Here is a 22,583-nt window from a genome sequence, read left to right as displayed (position 1 = left end):
CTCATAAGGCGGAGCTTAAGCATTTACAGCTGCAAATTAATCCGCATTTCCTGCTCAACAGCATTAATGTGGTCTATAACCTTGCTCAGCTCAAAAATTATTCCGTAATTCAAGCGATGTGCCTTAATCTAGTGAAATACTTTCGCTTTACGACCAAAACGAGCAAGCAGTTTGTTACTCTCTCCGAAGAGATGGAACATATGGACAGTTATTTGCGTATTCAGCAGCTCCGCTTTCCCGAAAGGATAACCTATCGGTTTGTGATGGATGAGGACTCGAAGAAGGTACAGATTCCTCCCCTGATCGTGCAGCCTTTTATCGAGAATGCAATCAAATACGGTTTCGACTTCATGGATGATCCTTTTCATATTGAGATTCATTCCATAATTGATACYGATCAAAAACGTTGCCGCATTCGGATTGTTGACAACGGCAGTGGATTCTCGCAAGAGCTGCTGGACTCCTTACGGAGTGGTCGCTATTTTCATCAAACAAATGACCAGCATTTGGGCATCTGGAATAGCTATCATCGCTTGCAGCTTCTTTACGGCAACACCTTTCGCTTGGAATTCGATAATTGCGCTGACTCCGGCGCTCTAATAGAGTTGGAGATTCCTGTCGAGGCTCCAGTAGATTAGGGTATAGCGTTGACTCGGATTATAATAGACAGGTTTTTGATTCCAATAGATTTATCATGATAGCAGGAGGCGAAGAGCTTGCAGGTTCTGATTGTTGATGATGAGATGTACTCCGTCATGGGGATAAAGGATGCAATCAACTGGGATGCACTAGGTGTCTCTGCGGTATTCGATGCCTATAACATGAGAGAGGCTGTTAAGATCTTTCAGGAGCAAGAAATTCAAATCATGATTAGTGATATCGAAATGCCGAAAAACACAGGAATCGAATTGCTAGAGTGGGTAAACGAGAATTCCCCGAATACGGAGACGATCTTCTTGACGGCTCACGACGATTTTAGGTTTATGCAGCGGGCCGTCCAGCTCAGCAGCTTTGACTATATGATGAAGCCTGTGGAATATGAAGTCTTGGAAGAAGCGATCCGGAAAGCTATTCTTAGTGTGAATAAGAAGAGTGCAGAACTGGTACAGAGCGAACAATACAAGCCATATTATGAGTTGTGGAACAAAAAAAAGACGCTGCTTAGCGAACGCTTCTGGTACGATCTGCTGTCAGAACGTATTGTGGCTAGAGAGAATGACAACTGCAGCCTGCCAGCTGAGTACGGCATAACATTGAAGCCGGATGATCGACTGCTTCCAGTCATAGTCAGCGTAGAAAATTGGAAGCGGGAACTCAGCACGCGGGATGAGGAAGTGATGGAGTACGCCATTCGTCAATCCTCCTCCGAGCTGTTGATTGCCGACTCACGAGGAGAGGTCGTTCAGACCAAGAACGGTGTCACGTTGGCGATCCTCTACTTCTCACCGGAAGAGGAGTCCACGCTTCGTGATCGTATTGGTGATAGATGCAATATGTATATTGATGCTTGCAGTCAATACTTAAACTGTACGGTATCCTGCTACATCGGTGAGCCTGTGAGACTGCATGAGTTAACGGTGATGTATAAGACGCTGTTGTCCATGGAGTACAATAATCTCAGTGAGTCCAATCAGCTGAACTGGCTTAGCAAGCAGAGTCCAGATCCTTTTCCAGATCCTTGCTTGCCTGACTTTACGGCTTGGGCGCTGCTGCTCGAAAACGGCAAAGAAAAAGAACTGGTTCAGCAGCTGAGGAATAGTCTTCAGGAGCTGGCTTCGGATCGACGATTTGGTGCAAACGCGCTGCAAGCCTATTATCAGGGATTTCTGCAGATGATTCACTACCTGCTGCAGAAGAAAGGTCTCTCTGCCCATCAACTGCTTCAAGACACTAGCGTCCCTCAAATGAAAGCGCCTCCGCGTACGCTAGAGCAGATGGAAGAGTGGGGTATAAATCTGATTCAAAAGGTATATTGCTATCTCTTTCAGGAAGAGTCAGTCATTCCACGTCTTAAAGCATTTATTGCTGATCATCTCAGGGAGAATATCACCCGGGAAATGCTCGCAGAATACGTTCATCTCAATCCTGCTTATCTCTCCCGTTTGTTTAAAAAGGAGGTAGGGATGAGTATTACAGATTATTTGCTTAACGAGAGGATGCGGATTGCCAAAGCGTTGATTGCCAGCTCGACAATGCCGATTTCAGAGATCGCTCAATCGATTGGATATAGTAACTTTTCCTACTTCTCTAAAATGTTCAAGCGTGTCTATCAAGCGAACCCCCAGCAGTTTAGGAAGCTTTCTGGCAGCTCGAACAGCTGAATTGTTCGTTGTTTTTCATCGCCGCCCGATTAATTGGGCGGCTTTTTTTTTGCCGCAGCTTATAGAAAGCAATGAAGTCACCAGTCTGTTAGTAGATAGTCATTATTCTGGTAGAGTGAAATGGGCTGTGTTCATACAATTCAAGTACAGCATTCTTTACAGTGAAAGGAGATCAGCCGGATGAGCAATAAAATGAAATTTCGTGAGGATGGTACCTTCGTCATTGTCCAATTCTCCGATGTGGAGTTTATAGACGCGGGAGATTATGACTCGGATACACCGGAATTTAATCGCTTGACAAGGGAGACAATGGAAAGCGTTATCAAACAAGAGAAGCCGGATCTAATCGTATTTGCCGGTGATGTTACAGCTAGTGCCAGAGGAAATGATCCGATTCAATCCTTACGCGATGCTGTCGCGGTAGCGGAGGAGAGCGGCATACCATGGGCAGCTGTTTTCGGCAATCATGATTCAGAAGGAGCCGTTTCTCGTGAGCAAATGCATGAAGAACAGCTAGCCCACAGCTACTGTGTCGCTGAAGCCGATCCACCGAATGTAAGCGGGTCTGGTAATTATATCATTACTCTTCTTGACCAAAATGATGAAACGGCCGCTGCTTTGTATTTCCTCGACAGCGGTGATTATTCTTCTAACCCATCGGTTGGCGGCTATGACTGGATTCGAAGAGATCAAATTGAATGGTATGTCTCCGAATCGCAGAAATTGTCGTCCATTAACAATGATTCGCCCTTACCAGCATTGGCGTTCTTTCATATTCCTCTGCCGGAGTATCAAGAGGTATGGAATAATCAGACTTGTTTGGGACACTGCTTTGATGGAGTAAGCGCACCGGTTATAAATTCCGGTTTCTTCTCGGCGATGGTGGAGATGGGAGATGTAATGGGGACGTTTGTTGGTCATGATCATGCGAATGACTTTAGCGGAACGCTGCATGGTATCCACCTTTGTTACGGCCGATCTACGCGATATGTGAGTTATGTTGATAATGTCCGCAAGGATCATTTTCAAACGGGAGCAAGAGTTATCCGATTAAAGGCAGGCGAGCGGAATTTCGATACATGGATTCGCCAAAATGACGGAACGATTGCGGTTTTGCCTGAGCATTATCCGAACCAATCCGACTAATTATAAAAGCTTGTGCGAGGAGGCTTGTTGATGAATTGGCAAATATTCGATGTGAATGAGTGGGTTTATCCGGATACTGAATTATCAAATGCAGGGGAGAGAAGCATTAATCTAGAGACGGCGCGAGGCACCTATATTGGCTGCCAAATATTGTTGGAGGGGCTCCCTTCTAATGTGAAAATAACATGGGAATATGTCTCGGCCGATTCTGAATTTGTGAAGAATACGTCCATGTATCAGCTCATTGATGTTCAGGTGAATGAGAATACAGGGCCTGATTATTCCACCGTACCTGTAGGCACTCCAGCCGATTATGTAACACGACTTGCGCCGTTCCGTGTATACGATGCTTTAAAGCCGGTCGGCAAGGAATTCCAAGTACGTGCTGAGAAAGATGCCCTATATGTTTGCTGGAAAGTGGACGAATCCGCAAATTCACATCAGCATGTCGGGGAGCTGCGTTTCCATATTGATGGCAATAGCTATGTCATTCCTGTTGAAATAGAGGTGTTTAAAGCTAAAGTTGCCAAAGAGGAAACGCTGTCGATTACGAATTGGTTCTCATTTGGCAATATTGCAAAGTGGCATAACCTCGAAAAATGGTCGGAGCCCTTCTGGAATATGGTTTACCAATACGGAGAAGCAATGCGCAGGACTCGTCAAACTCATTTCTTAGTCGGCATGGAATTGGTTGATATCAAGGAAACGGAAATCGGCAGCTATGAATTTGACTTCTCGCGTGTCGAGACGTTAATCAAAATGTTTCTAGGTCTGGGCTTCACCCGTATAGAAGGCGGGCATATAGCTGGTCGAAGAGGCTGGGACGATTCATTTTTCGTTTTAAACTATGATACCAACATAAAAGCAACAAGCCCGGAAGGCTATACATTTATATCGCAATACCTATCTTCCTGGAACAAGTTCCTTGCCACTAACGGCTGGTTGAGCTTAACCGTACAGCATATTGCTGATGAACCACTTGAAGAGTCGGCTCAAGATTATCGGGTCTTGGCAGGCATAGTTAGAAAGTTTATGCCGGGGGTTCCACTTATTGACGCAATCATACATACGGAACTGGAAGGGGCATTAGATATTTGGGTGCCGACGAATAGGGACTATGATCGTAACAAATCGGCTTACGAAAGAATCCAGGCTGGCGGTGATACGCTATGGTTTTATACATGCTGGAATCCAGGCGGTCATTATATGAATCGCTTTCTAGATATTCCGCTTCTCAAAACAAGATTTCTGCACTGGGGCAATTACTTATACAAAATGGATGGCTATCTCCATTGGGGATTGAATTATTACCTGGAAGGCCAAGATCCATTTGAATTGACGAATCCCATGCTTGCTCCAGGAGTTCATGCCAAAAAGGTGCCTGCCGGCGATACCCATATCGTCTATCCGGGTACGGATGGACCTTGGCTAAGCATGAGGCTGGAGTCGATGAGGATGGGCATTGAGGATTATGAATTGCTTCAACAGATAGCTCAAGCTGACCGTAAAATAGCGGATAAGCTAGTAAACTCCTGCATGACAAGCTTTACAGAAGCAACTACCGATGCAGCAGCATTTCAGCAAGTACATCGACGATTGCTAGAAGCCGCATCCATCTGATTCATACCTTACTAACACCATAACTTCCTGCTAAGCGCTTGATATTTTTATTTATCAGTTTCTTAGTGGGGAGTCCCCACATCATTTTCATCAACCTACGCATGAGAATGGAGCGATAGACGTGTCCTTGCTGCGTAAGCTTTCGATTCGTTCACAGTTATCCATAATCGCGTTATCCATCACCTTTGTCTTATTTTTCATCTTATGCACCAGTTATTTGCAAATGGCTAAGATCATTAGCTCAAACAGTGAAAAATATTCGAGCGAGATTGTAGATATGATCCCTAAAGACGCACTGATGCGCGACATGAACGCGATTCGCTTTTCTTTTATTTGGATATTTATGTTTGGAGCTGTTTTCGCAGCAGTTATGTTCATTATTATTACAAGCAACATTTTGCTTCACAAGAACGATTCCTTAGCGAAAGAGCTTCTGGATACAAATGCGGTGCTTTCCTTCATGCAGCTAGAGAAGAAGAAAGCTGAGCTTGCATACCTGCGCTGCCAAATTAATCCTCATTTTCTCTATAATACGCTGGAAATGATCAAAGGAATGGCTGCAGTAAAAGGGGTTCTTGAGATTAGAGAGGCTGCCGCTTTGCTTGGAAGTATATTTCATTACAGCGTTAAGGGGGGAGGAAATGTTCCCCTGGACACGGAGCTTTCTATCATCGATTCATATTTACAAATTCAAAAGCTGCGTTTTGGTACCCGCTTTAGTGTGATATTTGATATCGATGGTCTTGCCCGCAACTGCCATGTGCCGAAGATGATCTTGCAGCCAATTGTCGAAAATGCGGTTTATCACGGACTAGAGTTAAATGAGAAGCAAGGTTTATTAAGGATAAGCGCAAATCTGGATGTGTACAGAGACTTGATTATCGTCATTGAGGACGATGGTGTAGGGATGAATCAAGCTCAACTGGAGCGGGTCCAATCTACATTGTTGGACTCGGAGCCGAGTGGATTGCTGATAGGCGAGAGAGATAACAGCATCGGTTTTGCCAATGTGAATGTAAGGATCAAGCTGATTTGTGGTTCAGAGTATGGACTTGATATTGCTAGCAAGGAAGGTGAAGGAACTCGGGTAACGGTGAAGCTGTCGACGAAGGGGGAATTTTCGAATGTATTATAAGGTTCTGCTAGTTGATGATGAAGCATGGGTTGCTGAGAGTCTTAAGGCGAGTGTTAATTGGCATGCTTATGGGTTTAAGGTTGTAGGAATGGCTCATAACGGGACAGAGGCACTGACCATGTTTGAAGCTATGCTTCCGGATATCGTATTCACCGATATCCGTATGCCAGGTATGAATGGTCTGGAGCTAATTAAAAAAGCACGCGAGCTTCCGCATAAAGCGCAATTTATTGTCGTAAGCGGCTATGCAGAATTTGCTTATGCGCAGAAGGCGCTCACTTATGGTGCGCTTGCGTATTGCCTTAAGCCGTTCGATGAACAGGATATTATATCGATCCTAAGCAAATTTAAGAAAAATAATGAAGCGCAACATGAGACAGCTGAAAATCCACTTCAATTATTTTTGGAAGAACCAAACGAAACGAATCGCAATAGGCTTACACACAAGCTCGAGCAATATGGCCTAATCGATGGCTTTAATAATGGAGTTGGCCTAATCGTCTGTTCCACTATCGGTAATGAGTCAGTACAGGCTTCAGAGAACTATTTGCAGGTTAAGATCGGAAGATCAAAGTCTCTGTATCTCGTGGCGTGGGCTCAATTGGAGAAGACAATTAATGAAATAAGCAAAGGGATGCCTGATCGGATCCGTGGAATTGGCGTAAGTGAAAAAATAACAGAAATAGAGAAACTAAAGGAATCGGTTGAAATCGCGAATTCATTAGCTGATCATTATTTTATTGCTGGTAAAGCAGCGATATTTCGCAAAAAAAACCCGATACGCAAACCTTTTAACGAAATGCTGAAGAGAATTGATGATGCTATTCGAATAGGTGATATAGCTGCTGCGAATGTTGCTTTTGACCAAGTACTCGTCCTGTTCAGAGAAGGAAGTCTGACTATGACCCATGCACTCCAGCTTTATAATATCGTACTTTCATTCATGTACCAGTTTGGAATTGAGCTGTCCGATAAGATGTTATATAGCAATGAACTGCTGCTTGCTTCTTTTGGCTCTCTATCTGAAATGATTCATTGTTTACGTCAATATGTAAGCAGATATATTCTTGAAGCGACCGAAAACGTCTCACAAGAAATTAGCAATGAAACMTTTAGAGCTATTCTGAACTATGTGAATCAAAATTACATTCAAGATATATCGATACAGAGCTTATCGATCAAGTTTTATACAAACCCTAGTTATATCAGTCAATTATTCAAAAAGGAAGTAGGTGAGACGTTTACAGCATATATCGCCAAATTACGCATTACCTATGCCTGCAAGCTGCTTGGGAATACTAATTTAATGGTGGGTGAAATTGCAGAAAAGGCGGGATATCAGGATTATTTCTACTTCACAAAAATTTTCAAAAAAGTTGTTGGTACCACGCCATCAAGGTTCCGTGCGGAGATGAAGCTCGCGTAGGTGCTTCTTTTATTAGAGGGTATACCTGCTCACGGTGTAATAGTATGTAAAATTTTTAGATAATCTATCGTTATTTATTATGAGATTTGATGGACCTTATCGTTTAGGTTTTTTATGTAGAAAAAGTATGAATTTGTACAGATACCTCGCTTTAAACCAAACTCTTATAATTAGGATTACAACCAAATGTAACCGCTTTCAAATATACTCCAATCCTTATACATTAGGCGATCATTCATTTGGGTTTAGTAAGGAATGTATCCAAAAAATGATATTAAGGGGGAAAGAAGAATGAAGCTAAAATTATTAACGATGATGCTGGTTTTTGCAATGTTGGTATTTACTGGCTGCTCGCAAAATTCCGGATCTAATGCGCCTAAGGATGAGCCAACCCCGGCTCCTACAACGGAGACCGTCGAGGAGACGGCAACGGAAGCGCCACCTTCAACTGCGCCAGTCGATGAGAAGATTGACTTCAAAGGCGGAACGATCCGCATCGGGCAATGGTGGGGAATGGAAAACTATTTGAATGAGGAAGAGAAGGAAATGCAACGCAAAGCAGAGGAAAAATACAATGTGAAAATTGAGTATGTAACCGTACCTTTCGCTGAGATTCAATCAAGAATAGTAACAACTTCCGTAGCAGGGCAGCCTTTTGCCGACATTATTATGATTCCGACGGAATGGGCGATTCCGAAGATGGTTAGTGAGGGGTATCTTCGCAATATTGACGACCTAGTGGATATGAAAGACCCTAACTGGAATCAAGTTATGTTGAAGAATGGCAGCTACGGCGGAAAGCAGTACAGCTTCACTGACAAGGACAATAACGGCAATGGATTCTACTATAACAAAACGTTAATTCAAAAATTCGGTTTGGAAGATCCTTATGAATTGCAGGAAAAGGGCGAATGGACTTGGGATAAGTTTCTAGCGATGACCAAAGCCGCTACGAAGGATGGCGTATTCGGCGTAACTCCTTATGATACAGCTTCGAGCCTAACGCTTCCTTTCATTTACTCCAATAACGGATCTGTAACGAAAGATGACCAAATTACATTTGAGGGACCGGAAGCATTAGAAGCTATACAGTTTGTCTCCGATTTATACAATGTTCATAAAGTTGTGGGCGGATCTTTTGTGGAAGGCAAAGCGCTATTCTATCCTGGAGCTCGTTGGGTTTCAGCAGATTTCAATGGCAGCTTGGCCGATGACTGGGGTTATGTATTCTTTCCTAAGGGTCCTAAAGCAACCGATTATGTTGTTCCAATAACTGTAAACATGTGGCATCTGATGGCGGATGTAGAAAACCCTAAAGCAGTTATGACAGTTTGGCAGGAGCTTTATGAGAGAAACCCTGAAAAAGGCTATGATGGCGTAATTCATGGAGAAGAAGCTAACTTTAGAAGTGAAGAGGGCCTCAATACGCTGCGTAAAATGCTTGGTAACGGAACGGTGATGCAGTTCTTTGCCTATGATGGCTTTCAGGGTTATTTCGATGAAGCGATTAATAATATCATGACAGGAAAAGCGACACCTGCAAGTGAGCTTGCGAGAATTAAACCGCTTGCTCAGGCTGCAATTGATGTGACTTTGAAGAAATAGGATTTGGTTGCATAAAACGCTGCGCGCACCCCAATTCATTACTATGGTTGGGGTGCTGCTCATAAGCGGGAAGGGGGATTCCATATGGCCAACGTCAATAAATATGGAATAGTCAAGGTAGTACTTTTAGTGACGCTATCTGCTGTGTGCATCCTGCCCCAGAGCTTTCAATCAAAGGGGATGTCCACGGTAAAGGCAGCCTCAAATGCTGCTGATACATCTGAAGCTATCTCGGAGCAGATGCTCGGTAGTAAGAGTGAGAACGGATACGACCAATATTTGGTGAAGCATCAGAATGCGCCTAGGCCAGGGCAAGAGATTATCATCCCAGGAGATACCTTTTCTAAAGTGGTAGACATGAAGGCTAACGTCGTTAACGACATGGCTGGATTGGCGGGCAATGCGGTTGAATCGGATGAAACGGGAAGTATCTCATGGGAGTTCGATGTAGCGAATGAAGGCTTATATAATATTGCAATAAATTTTTATCCTATGGAGGGTAAGGGTGCGGATATTGACCGCGAGCTGCTGGTTGATGGAGAAGCGCCGTTTGCTGAGAGCAGAAATTTGGTGTTCGGAAGAGTTTGGACGAGCAAAGCGGAAATTGCACGTGATAAGCGTGGGAATGACACCCATGTCCAGCAGGTAGAGCTGCCGATGTGGCAGGAGACGTACGCACAAAGTGCGGATGGTCGCCACAATGAACCCTATTTATATTATTTTACTCCAGGGAAGCACAGCATCACTTTAGTTTCCGCAAAGGAAAAGATGCTGATTCGTTCTATCAAGCTGAACCAAGTTGAACAAGCAAAGGATTACGAAGCGGTTGCCGCTGAATATGAATCGAATGGTTATAAAGATGCTTCTGATGTCATGATCAAGGTTCAAGGGGAATTAGCGGATTTGAAGTCAAGTCAAGTACTTTATCCGATGATGGATCGCAGTAGCCCGTCTACCGAGCCTTATCATATGTCTCAAATCCGACTCAATACGATTGGCGGCTTCAACTGGGCGGAATCCGGTCAGTGGATGACTTGGGATATAGAAGTGCCGGAAGATGGACTTTATTATATCGGCATTAAATATAAACAAAGCTTTCAACGAGGTATGATTTCTTATCGCAAAATGTATATTGACGGCAAGCTGCCGTTTCAGGAGGCTGATGGCATTGCCTTTGGTTTCTCAACGAACTGGGAAATGAATGAGCTTGGAGACGGGAAGAGTCCGTACCAATTTTATTTAACGAAAGGCAAGCATGAGATTAAGCTTGAAGTGACACTCGGAGAAATGGCATTGCTGCTGCGAACAGTGGAGTCCAGCGTGCTGGATCTAAATTATATTTTCCGGCGCATTATTATGGTGACGGGCACGGTACCGGATGAATATCGGGATTATCAGCTTGACAAAAAAATTCCAGAGATGATTGAAGTTTTCACCAAACAAATGGAAGTGTTGAAATCTATAGTTGAGCGTGTAGAGAAAATATCTGGTGGCAGCAGTGATCGCACAGCTTCATTGAATCGGCTCATTTTTCAGCTGCAAGACATGGTAGATGCTCCAGAGACAATAGCACGCCGGTTAGAGACGTTCAAATCCAATACAAGCTCATTAGGAGATTGGATTTATTCCATCAATTATATGCCTTTATCGATTGATTATCTTGTCATCGCCTCACCTGATAAGAAAATGCCTGCTGTCAAAGCGAAGTTTTTCAAAAGAATGAAGCATCAAGTGGGCAAGTTCATGCTCTCTTTCTTCACCGATTACAATGTGCTCGGTTCGACGGAGAAAGGCAGTAAAAAAATCACGGTGTGGATGACGCAGGGGATTGATCAGGCAAAAATTGCGAAGCGGCTTATTGATGAGTCATTTACTCCTGAAACCGGAGTTGCCGTCGACATAAAAGTGGTCAGTGAAGGCGTGCTCATGCAAGCCATGCTGGCAGGACGCGGTCCTGATGTTTCCTTCGCTCTGCCGGAAGATAAGCCAGTCAATTATGCCTTGCGGAATGCAGTGGAGGATTTATCCAAATATCCTGGGTTCAACAAGGTGAAGCAGCGCTTCCATGAGAGCGCTTTAGTTCCTTATGAATTCAATAAGGGAACATTCGCACTGCCTATTGAGCAGCAATTTCCGGTTTTATTTTATCGGAAGGATATTCTTGAGGAAATGAATCTGGAAATTCCGCAAACATGGGAGGATGTCTTTGAGATTATTCCTGAGCTGCAGAAGCAAAACCTGTTGTTCGGCTTCCCTATTCAGGTTTTGGTGAAAACGGGGGCGAACGTACAAGATAACGCTACATTGCCGGTTAACTTTACATTCGGAACGATGCTGTTCCAAAACGGCGGGGAAATTTATCGCAAAGGTGATAAAGCCAGCGCACTAGATACTGAGGTGTCCGTAAAATCATTTATCGATTGGACGGAATTATATACGACCTATAAGCTGCCGTTAACGACCGACTTCGTGAACCGTTTCCGCAGTGGAGAGATGCCAATCGCGATTGCTGACTATACGAGATTCAATCTCATCAACGTCGTTGCACCKGAGCTGAAAGGACTATGGAATTTCACCCTGGTTCCAGGACTTGAACAGGCTGACGGCACTATTCGCCGGGAAGTGCCTGCAACTGGAACCGCTGCTATTATGCTGAAGGACAGTAAGCATAAGGAGGAAGCATGGTCCTTCCTAGATTGGTGGACCAGCACGGATGTGCAGGCGAAGTACAGTCTTGAAATTGAAGCCATTTTCGGGCCGGCTGGAAGAACTTCCACAGCTAATCTGGAAGCGGTGGCTCGGATTCCTTGGCAGGTGAAGGATTACAACGTATTGATGGAGCAGTGGAAATGGGCAAAGGGATTGCCTGAGGTTGCTGGCGGATATTTCACTGGCCGTCATCTTGACAATGCGTTCCGCAGCGTCGTTATCTCTAACGAGGATCCACGTGAAGCGATAGACCATTATACGAAATTTATTAATGAGGAAATTGTGAAAAAGCGAAAAGAGTTCGGCTTGCCAAACTAGAGAGAGGGGGCGGTTGTATTGTCAGGCCCAAATCAAGCAAGCGTTGAATTGCAGGGTCCAAGCAGATTGAAGAGGCAGCCTAGCGAGAGGCGGAAGAGGCTTGCTCATCTACGGGGCGAGATTAGTGTGAAACGGCATGGGTATGTACTCCTTGCTCCATATTTCATACTCTTCTTTATCTTCACCGCCTTCCCAGTCCTTATGGCATTCGGACTTAGCTTCACGGATTTTAATGTACTTGAAGCGCCAGGGTGGGTGGGTTGGGAAAATTATGCCAACTTGTTCGTCAAGGATGAAGTGTTTCTAATTGCGTTGAAAAATACGCTGCTGTTCGCGGTGATAACCGGTCCGCTCAGCTATATCGTTTGCTTCTTTCTGGCATGGCTCATCAACGAGCTTTCACCTAAGATAAGGTCTGTTATAACGCTTCTATTTTATGCGCCTTCGATTTCAGGAAATGTATATTTGATATGGCAAGTTGCCTTCTCTGGCGATTCTTTCGGCTATATCAACGCATTCCTGATGAAATGGGGATTTATTCTTGAACCGATTCAATGGCTGCAGGATCCCAAATACATGCTGGCGATTATTATGCTGGTTCAGCTCTGGTTAAGCCTCGGTACAGCCTTTCTGGCTTTTATCGCTGGATTACAAGGAATGGATATGACGCTAATTGAAGCTGGTGCGATCGATGGAATAAGAAATCGCTGGCAGGAGCTGTGGTTTATTACATTGCCTTCACTGCGTCCGATGCTGATGTTTGGCGCGGTTATGCAGATTACATCTTCGTTCGCAGTCGCAGATGTGGCAACAAGCCTAGTCGGCTTCCCAAGCCCGCAGTATGCGGGACATACAATAGTAACGCATCTGAATGATTTCGGGACGATCCGTTTCGAGATGGGCTATGCTAGTGCGATTGCAACCGTATTATTCGCGATTATGCTAGGCTCGAACTTGGTCGTGCAGAAATTGCTTCGGAAGGTGGGTGACTAGAGAGCATGAATATAAGCTTTCGTCTGCGTCGAGAGAAGAAACTCAATCGTTCCCTTCCTGTTGATATAGCTCTATTTCTAATATTGCTAGGAGCGGGAGCATTCATGGCAGTGCCTTTCGTTTTCATGATCAGCACTGCGTTAAAGCCTTTGGATGAGATGTTCCTGTTTCCTCCCACATTTATTGTACGTTCTCCGACAGTGGATAATTTTTATGATTTGTTACTTATTTTTTCTGATTCATGGGTACCGCTTTCTCGCTATGTGTTTAATACGGTCTTTGTTGCATTAACCGGCACGGTCGGGCACGTCATTTTAGCTTCCATGGCAGCGTATCCGTTGGCGAAGCTGAAGCTTCCAGGCGGCAATATCCTATTCGGGATTGTTATCCTATCGCTGATGTTTGYATCTCAGGTAACTTCCATTCCCAACTATTTAACGATTACGTGGCTGGGTTTGCTCGACTCTTATTGGGCGCTGATTTTCCCGGCTCTAGCAACTTCGCTGGGGTTGTTTCTAATGAAGCAATTTATGGAGCAAATCCCTGATGCGATAATTGAAGCCGCGAAGATTGATGGTGCGAGCGAGTACCGGATCTTTTGGACCATAGTCATGCCAATGGTTAAGCCAGCGTGGCTAACGCTTATTATTTTTTCCTTTAAAGGCTTATGGGGAACAGGCAGCGGGGGCCAAGGCGCTTCCTATGTGTTTAGTGAACAGTTAAAAACGATGGATTATGCCTTTAGCCAAATTTTGTCCGGAGGATTTGCTCGTTCAGGACCGATGGCTGCCGCTGCGCTCATTATGATGCTTGTGCCGGTCACGATCTTTATCGTGACGCAAAGCAGCGTGATTCAGACAATGTCGACATCAGGCCTGAAAGAATAAAAGAGAAAGGGGGAACGCAATTGGCGTCCATAAGGGGCATTGCATCATTTCTTATCCTTATGTGCTTCATTACCGGCTTCGCTGTTCCGGCTTATGCTCTGCCTGATCACGGATACAACTATTCCTACTGGAAAGAGGCGGAGCCTGCGCCATATCCATATCTGGCCGAGAAGCATGTGGACGGATCGGAGCTTGGTATCGGCCATTTTAATGTTCCGCAGGATTTATTTGTTGCCAAGGATCATCGGATTTATATCGCAGACACAGGAAACGATCGTATCGTCAGCTTAGATGAGAATGGCAAACTTATTCGTACGATAGACGGCTTCGACAATAACGGCAAGAAGGAAACCTTCAACAAGCCCTATGGCGTATTTGTCGATGCTTCACAAAATATTTACGTAGCGGATACGTACAACAATCGGATCGTTAAGCTCAGCAATGATGGAACTCTCATTCAATTGTTCGGAGCTCCTGAGTCCAGTATAATCCCGGAAGGGTTTCAATATTTCCCCTTCAAGCTGTACGTTGATAAGTTTGATCGGATTTACGTGATTGCACAAGGTGCCTTTGAGGGGATTATGGAGCTTGACGCTTCAGGCGGTTTTAAAGGTTATATCGGAACGAACAAAGTGAGATTTAATCCAACTGACTTGCTGTGGAAACGTTTATCGACCAAGGAGCAAGTCGGGAAAATGGAGTTATTCCTGCCAATTGAATTCAGTAATTTGGATGTCGATGATCGCGGCCTAATCTATGCCGTATCTTCGGAGGCTAATTCGAATACACCAATTAAGAGGTTTAATCCCAGTGGGGAGGACATATTGCGCCGTGAAGGCTATTTCCCTCCGATGGGAGACATTTCGGTTATTCGTCTTGACCCCACAAAAAGTGTAGTGAGTGACCAAAAAAATAGAGGAAGCTCCAGATTCATTGATGTAGTATCCGATGAAAGCGGCATGTATAGCGGCTTAGACTCCACTCGCAACCGCATCTTTACCTATGACCGCGATGGCAACCTGCTCTATCAATTTGGGGGAATAGGCACACAGGCTAATAACTTTCAAAAACCGGTTGCCCTTTCAATGCTCGGAGAGCGAATAGCGGTTCTGGATAATGAGATGAACCGGATGACGATTTTTGCGCCGACTCGCTATGGCAAACTAATCCGGCAAGCTGTAAAGGCCCATTATGCGGGCAAGGTGGATGAAGCTGCTGATTCATGGAATAAGGTGCTTCAATTAAACGCTAATTTCGATATCGCTTATATTAGTATGGGCAAAGCGTTTCTTAAGAAAAATGAGAACAAGATGGCCATGAATTATTTCAAAAACGGAAATAACAGGAAGTATTATTCAGAAGCTTTCAAACAATACCGCAAGCAATATGTATGGGAACATTTTGGTACCATTATGACGGTTCTACTCTCCGCTGCCGCGCTCTTCGTTGCAATCCGTATCTATTGGGTCAGAAGAAAGCCGAAGCTCTACTTTGTTGAAACCAATATTGTAAAAGCGCCTTTCTATACAATGATGAGACCTTTCAACGGATTCTGGGAGATGAAGTATGAACAGAAGGGTCGAGTGAAAATTGCGCTGATTATTCTGTTGTTACTTGTCGTGACGATGATTTTGAAGCGGCAATACTCTGGCTTTGTTGTTAATTTCAATAAGCTAAGCACACTTAACAGCGTGGATGAGCTCATCTATATTGTGCTGCCATTTATTTTGTTTTGTGTGGCTAACTGGTCACTGACAACATTAATGGACGGTGAAGGAAAGTTTCTTGAGATTATTACGGCTGTTGGTTATTCGCTGCTGCCGTTCATTATTTTGTACCTGCCGCAAGTCGTATTCAGTAATATGATTACGCATGAAGAAGCCCCTTTTTATTATTTGATTGAGTCTGCAGCTATTTGCTGGTTTTTGTGGTTGTTGTTCGTGGGTATGATGACCATTCACCAATACTCTATTTTCAAAACACTACTGACTTTATTCCTCACCGTTGTAGTCATGGTTTTTATTGTTTTTCTATGCATCCTTTGTTTTAGCTTACTGCAGCAGATGACCACTTTCATACTTTCAATCTATTCAGAAATCAGGGCAAGAGCGTGAGGAGGTGCGTACATGAGTAAGGGAAAGAAACGGACGATATTGATGATGCTCTGCTGTCTTATTGCAGCATCATGCCTATACGAAACCATGTTCAGAAGCGAGATGGAGGCTGCGAACGAGAGTCAGAAAGTGAAGAAAGATAACCACGAAGTGACTATCGCTTCTGAAATGAGAGCACTTCCGGGTGGAATGGGTATGATTGCTGAGAATGAGTATCTGCAGCTATTTATCGATAAGAAGACGACTGAGGTCAGTGTGAGGGAGAAACGCAACGGGCAAGTATGGTCGACCAATCCCATTGATCATGCCAAAGATACGATTGCAACGGCAATTAATAAAACCAATCTAGCCTCACAGCTGATTATTTCGTATTTCAATGACAAAGGGCATGAGTCCTTTATGAACAATGAAGAAGAGAGCATTAAGAAGAATCAGTTTGAGATTGCTCTCGTTGATAACGGCGTCAAAATCACTTACGAAATCGGAAGCTCAGAGAAGGGTCTAAGTTCTATCCCAAAAGCTGTCGGCAAAGAACGGTTTGAAGAACGAATCTTGAACAAAATTGCGGATGAAGCCGTTAGAAATAAGCTTCGTACTCGTTTTTTCTACAACGAGGAGAAGCAGCAGTATGAGCGCAAAAAAATGCAGGATTATGTCGTAAAGGACGTCGTGGCAGTTCTTGAGTCCATCGGCTATACGGCTGAAGATGCACAAGAAGATAACCAGATGGTGGAGAGTGGGGATCAGGCAGAAAATGTAGCACCTCGATTTACTATCCCGCTTATCTACCAGCTTGAGGGTGAGAATCTCATTGCACGAATTGCAACGGATGAGGTGATGGATTCGGACGCATTCCCCCTTCATACGATGCAATTACTTCCATTTTTCGGAGCCGCTGATAATGAGGCTGAAGGTTATATGTTTGTGCCGGATGGATCAGGAGCAMTCATTTATTTGAACAATAACAACCATGCAGCACGTGCCTCTGAGGTTCCGCTGTATGGCATCGATCAGACACCGCTGCAAAATTCGAGAACTGAGGTTCAATATACACAGGTTTCTAGATTTCCTGTTTTTGGAATGAAGCAAGAGAATCACGCGATGTTTGCCATTATTGAACAGGGCGATGCCCAGGCAACAATAACGGCGGATACGAGCGGCAAGCTGAATAGCTATAACCGGGTAGGTGYCACTTTCAAAATGAAAGATATGGAACCAGTTGTGTTTAGAACGGGCTCGGTTACCAAGCAGGTTCCTAAATACTCGGAGATGTATGATAGTGGCCTTCAAATTCGCTATGCTTTTTTAGAAGACTCTTCTGCTGATTATACGGGAATGGCTAATTACTACAGGGACTATCTAATTAAGCACTATGGCTTGACTCGGCATAAAAGCGGGGGCGACACGCCATTCGTTCTGGAGTTAATCGGCTCAATTCCAGTTCGTAAAAACTTTCTAGGTATTCCTTATCCATCTACTGAAGCGGTAACTACCTATTCACAGGCGATAGAAATACTGGAGTCTTTGCAGCAACGTGACATATCCCAAATCCAGCTCAAATATTCAGGTTGGTTTAACAAGGGCGTTCAGCACAGGCTGCCTTCATCGATCAAGCTGGATTCTATTCTTGGTGGAAAAAAGAAGTTTGAGAAATTATTAAATTATGCAGAGGAAAACAATATCGAGGTATATCCGGACGTTGCTTTTCAGAGGGTTTATGAAAACGGCAAGGGCTTTCAAGCATCAAAAGATGCCACGCGCTTCCTTAATCGTAAATTTGCTAAAAGCTTCGATGATGATATTGTAACAACCAATCCTTCAGATATGCTCTACTATTTGCTCTCACCTCGTAAATTGACGGGTGTGGTAGATAAGTTTCTGAAGAACTATAAATCATTTGACTCCGATGGCGTTTCCTTACGTGATTTGGGAGAGGATTTAAACAGTGATGTTACCTCTCATGAAACCGTTAACCGACAGGAAGCCATAGGGATTATCGGTGATAACCTGCAGAAGATTAAAGAAGAAACCGGGAAAATCATGCTTAGCGGAGGGAATGCTTACACATTGCCGTATGCGAAGACGATCGTAAATGCTCCGCTCACGAGCAGTGAATTTAATATTGCTGACGAAGATGTGCCATTCTACTCTATGGTCTTGCACGGATATGTGGACTATGCCGGAACGCCTATAAACCTCGGCCGTGATCAAGATCAGAGAACCGCCTTGCTAAAAACGCTGGAGACAGGATCCAATGTATTTTATCAATGGTTTTACGCACAGCCTACTATGATTCGTGATACGAAGCTGAACAGCTTATATTCTCCGCATTATGGAGATTGGTTTGAGGAGGCCGTTCAACTATATAACGAATCCAATGCCATCTTAAGAGATGTGCAGGATCAGACGATTAAGGGTCACCGCAAGTTAGCTGATGAAGTATTCGAAACAACGTTTGAACAAGGCAAAAAAATAATAGTGAACTACAATAAATCTGCGGTAACGGTAGACGATATTTCTATTGAAGCACAGGGCTACCGCGTGATCGGCGGTGGATTATGATGAAGCGTAAAAGTCCGACGCTGCAGCAGAAAAAGTCTAGACTAGGCATTCTTTTCGTAACACCTTGGTTTCTAGGTTTTGTTTTCTTGTTTAGCATTCCATTGTATAAGTCCTTTCTGTATAGCTTAAATACGCTAACTCTTGGTAAGGGCGGCTTCGATACCAAATATGAAGGATTTTCATTTTATAAGCAGCTATTTATGTCGCATCCAACGTTCAATCGAACGCTGATTGAGGCAATTTCTGATATTTTGATTAATGTGCCGTCTATTACGATATTTAGTTTATTTGTCGCAACGTTGATTAATCAGAAATTTAGAGGAAGGATATTTGCGCGAGCCGTATTTTTTCTTCCGGTACTTCTTGCAGCCCCCGTGCTATCACTAGAGAACAGTTCTGAGATGGCATCCATTGCCTCATCGATTACGGGTTCTTCAAGTGAGGATGGAGGCTTTGCTTTTACTAGCTTTGAGCTTCAGCGAATGCTGGTTGAGGCGGGTGTAGGTAATGGGATTATTAGCTACATTACAGGATCAGTCGATCGAATTTATGAAATTATCAGCTCATCTGGTGTGCAGATACTGATATTCCTTGCAGCGCTCCAATCGATCTCACCATCTTTGTATGAAGCAGCGAAAATTGAGGGGACGACCGGCTATGAAGCGTTCTGGAAAATTACTTTCCCGATGCTTAGCCCTATTTTACTGACGAATATCGTGTATACCGTTATTGATTCCTATAGTACAAACGCATTAAGCCAGATGATAACGGATACGGCGTTTCAAACACTTAATTTCAGCCTCAGCGCTGCGATGGCGTGGGTGTACTTTCTTATCGTATCCGTCATTCTACTTGTGACTATGACACTCGTTTCACGCAAAGTATTTTATTACGATTAACAGGCAAAGGGGGGGAATACAGTGAAGCTGGCCATCCGTTCAAGCRCAACAGCTTGGAGAGAACGTGCAAGGCGATTCAGCCTGCTTAATTGGAGTAAGCATTGGAGCTGGGTGACTGTTCGAACGATACTCGTGATCGGTTTTTGCTTTGTGATTTTATATCCGCTGTTTTTCAAGCTATCGGTGTCGTTTAAGGATCGTGTGGATTTGTATGATACGACCGTACTTTGGATTCCGAAAAACTTCACATTAGATACGCTGAAAATTGCTTTTGAGGCGCTCCGCTATCCGAAGACATTCATGAGCTCATTTACGATTGCGGGAGTTTCGACTCTCCTGCAAGTGATTTCCTGTTCTCTGGCGGCATTTGGATTTGCGCGATTGCGCTTTAAAGGGAGTAAGATTTTATTCGGGGGCGTTATCTTTACTATTATCGTGCCTGTGCAAACGATTATGATTACAACTTATCTCAATTATCGTTACTTCGATGTATTCGGTCTTATCGAGTTGTTCACTGGACAGAAGGGGATTAATCTTCTGGACAGCTATTGGCCATTTATTCTTCAATCTGCTACCGGCATGGGAATAAAGAGCGGTTTGTTTATCTTCATTTTTCTCCAGTTTTTCCGAGGCATTCCTATGGAGCTGGAGGAGGTTTCTTACATTGATGGATGTACCGTTTTTCAATCGTTTTACCGCATCATGCTGCCTAATGCCATTCCATCGATCGTTACAGTTGTCCTATTCTCGTTCGTTTGGCAGTGGAATGACAATTATTTCGTCTCTCTATTCCTGACATCAACAGATGTATTATCGACCAAGTTGCCTGTCATGTGGGCTTCCTTCTCTATGACGGACCCACTCTATGCCTATATGGTTAAAAACGCGGGCGAGCTGCTGTTTATTGCACCGATCGTACTTTTGTATATGTTTGCACAGCGCTATTTCGTAGAAAGCGTAGAGCGCAGCGGATTGATCGGGTAAATGATCAATGAAGTATTTAGTTATCTACGCAAAAGACTCGAGCACATACCATCTCAGAAAACACAACGGTCCCAACCAAATTAAAATAAGTAAGGGGGGAGCCGGCATGCTTTGCGAGCATGCCGGCATTTTTATATGAAAGCTGTTATTGCATTCGTTATATTATCTCTGTTCATTCTCTATTTTTTGTTTCAGCCCAGCGTGGAGAGAACCTTACATATAGGGATCAAGTACTGCAAAAAAAAGGCATATGAGGCCGCGCATTTAGTAGCGCTGGATGGTCGCTTAACGGAAGAGGTCAAAGAGGAAATCATTGGTCAGCTAGAGAAAGCTTATTTTCGACGTGATAAAATTGATTTAAAGGGTCCAGCTATTGCAGCTACTCGTGGGGAAATTATTGAAGTATCTTTACAGTACCTACAAGGTCCGCGCAAATTTTCAATCTGTTTGGTAGCGACGAGGAAAGAGATTACTACTACCCCATTACGATTATGAGCGAATATATTGAGGAACGGCCATGAAATGGGTAATGACGGTAATATTACTTACACCAATCTTGATATTATTTAGCGCTTGGAATCTATGAAGACAAAAGAAAACAAGCATCAAAAGATAGGACAGATTTGAAAAACGAAACCACTTATAAGTAAAGACAAGGATAAGGATAACCAGGATAAGCGGTATACTATCAGCTAGCCAATGAGATCGATCAGTGGGTGATAAGGCCATAAGACCAAAAATTAGGATGAAGATGAAGATCATTAATTTTAAAGGTTTATTTCGAGCAAAAGGAATGCTTGTACTTGTCCAATCCAGTCGTTCATTAGTCATGGGAATTTCACTCCTTACATTGGTGACAGTATGGTTCCCGGTTTTAAGAAAGTAAATACAAAACGCTGGCAAGTTATGAATCATCAAATCAAATTTTAATCACCGCAGCAAAAAAGAGTGAATAACGAAGACCGTGGGAGGTGCTAGATGCAAGAGAAGGTCATGTTGTGTTTTTTAAACGGGTAGCTGGGATAGTATTAACAGATTTATCCCAGACAACCCAATTGGAATAGAAGTCATTTAGAGGAGCCAGATGGTAAGTAAGTATAGATATGGTGGAGTAAAGACTTTAATTGCTTATTTGGATGAGGTTCCAGAAGCTCAAGCTCATTAAACGTACTTTTAATGCGGTTGCCTTTCAATCGAATGTACGGTTTTAATTTCTTTGATTTCTTCTTCATGCTAATCGCCAAGACCTCCTGAAGTTTATGATATTAGATTACTTTATGTTTAAGGATATTAGCTCGCTTGTGCATTCGCCAGTGACAGATAAGTTCAATGCCGGGAACATTGTGCTGGATAAGTAGGAAAACCATTTGAATATTGTAATACAACAAAAATCCTCGGCAAATATGGCTGAGGATAAGAGGGTAAATATAATCCTTTAGAGGGGTAAAGTGACAGTCAACAGTGAAAATAGTTGAAAATTCAACAGTTTCAATTCAACTCCGAGGTTATTAGCCTGATGGTTAAAAATGTATTTCATTAGCTGATTCGTTGAATATTGAATTACTATAGGACCCGTATTTAATGTACGGGACCTCTGAAACTAGATTGTCATTCTCTTAACGTTTGATGATAGCACAAATATAACATAACTTTTTTCTTCCTTTTATAAGCTTTAAGTTTTCACAATATGCACATTTCATAGGCACTCACCTCCTGAGTTATTATGTCCGATGGTCGTTAAGGAATATACAGGTAAGTTGAACATTGAAGATTACGGGAGTAGCAAGCATGTTACATTAATCTCAAAGCAGTTTGAAAAGGAAATTTGTAATTACATGAGGAGGATTAAAAAACCTGCCCATTG

At 43.4% G+C, this 22,583-nt stretch carries 16 protein-coding genes; 15 read left to right on the top strand and 1 reads right to left on the bottom strand.

The window, feature by feature from the left end; genetic code table 11:
• The 15 genes from AC1DSE_RS12475 to AC1DSE_RS12405 all read left to right on the top strand — a co-directional run.
• Nucleotides 1-638 (top strand): sensor histidine kinase (locus AC1DSE_RS12475; protein ID WP_477527725.1); only part of this gene is annotated, 638 nt, incomplete at its 5' end.
• A gap of 78 nt (nucleotides 639-716) precedes the next feature.
• Complete coding sequence (locus AC1DSE_RS12470) at nucleotides 717-2,321, top strand: response regulator transcription factor (protein ID WP_441880558.1); 1,605 nt, start codon at nucleotides 717-719, stop codon at nucleotides 2,319-2,321.
• Between the two features lie 180 nt (nucleotides 2,322-2,501).
• On the top strand, nucleotides 2,502-3,467 hold the full coding sequence (locus AC1DSE_RS12465) for a metallophosphoesterase family protein (protein ID WP_477512542.1): 966 nt from the start codon (nucleotides 2,502-2,504) through the stop codon (nucleotides 3,465-3,467).
• A 30-nt stretch (nucleotides 3,468-3,497) separates the two neighbouring features.
• Nucleotides 3,498-5,087, top strand: a complete 1,590-nt coding sequence (locus AC1DSE_RS12460) for a DUF4091 domain-containing protein (protein ID WP_477512543.1) — start codon at nucleotides 3,498-3,500, stop codon at nucleotides 5,085-5,087.
• A 121-nt stretch (nucleotides 5,088-5,208) separates the two neighbouring features.
• Nucleotides 5,209-6,222, top strand: a complete 1,014-nt coding sequence (locus AC1DSE_RS12455) for a sensor histidine kinase (RefSeq protein WP_477512544.1) — start codon at nucleotides 5,209-5,211, stop codon at nucleotides 6,220-6,222.
• Nucleotides 6,212-7,648, top strand: coding sequence for a response regulator transcription factor (locus AC1DSE_RS12450; RefSeq protein WP_477512545.1), 1,437 nt, complete (start codon nucleotides 6,212-6,214; stop codon nucleotides 7,646-7,648). Before AC1DSE_RS12455 ends, AC1DSE_RS12450 begins: the two co-directional genes overlap by 11 nt.
• Before the next feature lie 291 nt (nucleotides 7,649-7,939).
• Nucleotides 7,940-9,253 carry an ABC transporter substrate-binding protein gene (locus tag AC1DSE_RS12445; protein WP_477512546.1) on the top strand — a complete coding sequence of 438 codons (1,314 nt, stop codon included), beginning with the start codon at nucleotides 7,940-7,942 and terminating at the stop codon, nucleotides 9,251-9,253.
• Nucleotides 9,254-9,337: 84 nt separating this feature from the next.
• On the top strand, nucleotides 9,338-12,280 hold the full coding sequence (locus AC1DSE_RS12440) for an extracellular solute-binding protein (protein ID WP_477512547.1): 2,943 nt from the start codon (nucleotides 9,338-9,340) through the stop codon (nucleotides 12,278-12,280).
• 18 nt (nucleotides 12,281-12,298) lie between these two features.
• Entirely contained in the window at nucleotides 12,299-13,273 is a 975-nt protein-coding gene (locus AC1DSE_RS12435) for a carbohydrate ABC transporter permease (protein ID WP_477512548.1), read from the top strand.
• Nucleotides 13,274-13,278: 5 nt separating this feature from the next.
• Nucleotides 13,279-14,160 carry a carbohydrate ABC transporter permease gene (locus AC1DSE_RS12430; RefSeq protein ID WP_477527724.1) on the top strand — a complete coding sequence of 294 codons (882 nt, stop codon included), beginning with the start codon at nucleotides 13,279-13,281 and terminating at the stop codon, nucleotides 14,158-14,160.
• A 20-nt stretch (nucleotides 14,161-14,180) separates the two neighbouring features.
• Nucleotides 14,181-16,274, top strand: a complete 2,094-nt coding sequence (locus tag AC1DSE_RS12425; RefSeq protein WP_477527723.1) for a YIP1 family protein — start codon at nucleotides 14,181-14,183, stop codon at nucleotides 16,272-16,274.
• Between the two features lie 12 nt (nucleotides 16,275-16,286).
• Complete coding sequence (locus AC1DSE_RS12420) at nucleotides 16,287-18,836, top strand: DUF5696 domain-containing protein (protein ID WP_477527722.1); 2,550 nt, start codon at nucleotides 16,287-16,289, stop codon at nucleotides 18,834-18,836.
• Nucleotides 18,833-19,735 (top strand): carbohydrate ABC transporter permease, encoded by a 903-nt coding sequence (locus AC1DSE_RS12415; protein ID WP_477512551.1) that lies wholly within the window; start codon nucleotides 18,833-18,835, stop codon nucleotides 19,733-19,735. Before AC1DSE_RS12420 ends, AC1DSE_RS12415 begins: the two co-directional genes overlap by 4 nt.
• A gap of 21 nt (nucleotides 19,736-19,756) precedes the next feature.
• Nucleotides 19,757-20,719, top strand: a complete 963-nt coding sequence (locus AC1DSE_RS12410; protein ID WP_477527721.1) for a carbohydrate ABC transporter permease — start codon at nucleotides 19,757-19,759, stop codon at nucleotides 20,717-20,719.
• Nucleotides 20,720-20,854: 135 nt separating this feature from the next.
• Nucleotides 20,855-21,214: a hypothetical protein gene (locus AC1DSE_RS12405; protein WP_477512552.1), complete on the top strand. Its 360-nt coding sequence runs from the start codon at nucleotides 20,855-20,857 to the stop codon at nucleotides 21,212-21,214.
• On the opposite strand, the gene AC1DSE_RS12400 is transcribed toward AC1DSE_RS12405, so the two are convergent.
• The gene (locus tag AC1DSE_RS12400; protein ID WP_477512553.1) at nucleotides 21,209-21,550 is read right to left on the bottom strand and encodes a DUF2238 domain-containing protein; all 342 of its coding nucleotides are present in this window, start codon (nucleotides 21,548-21,550) and stop codon (nucleotides 21,209-21,211) included. The two genes, AC1DSE_RS12405 and AC1DSE_RS12400, sit on opposite strands and share 6 nt — an antisense overlap.
• Between the last annotated feature and the right edge of the window lie 1,033 nt (nucleotides 21,551-22,583).

This window comes from Paenibacillus sp. 01L418, from assembly GCF_056400045.1.
The sequence above is the reverse complement of the archived record's forward strand: the minus strand, read 5'-3'. Positions and strand labels throughout refer to the sequence as shown.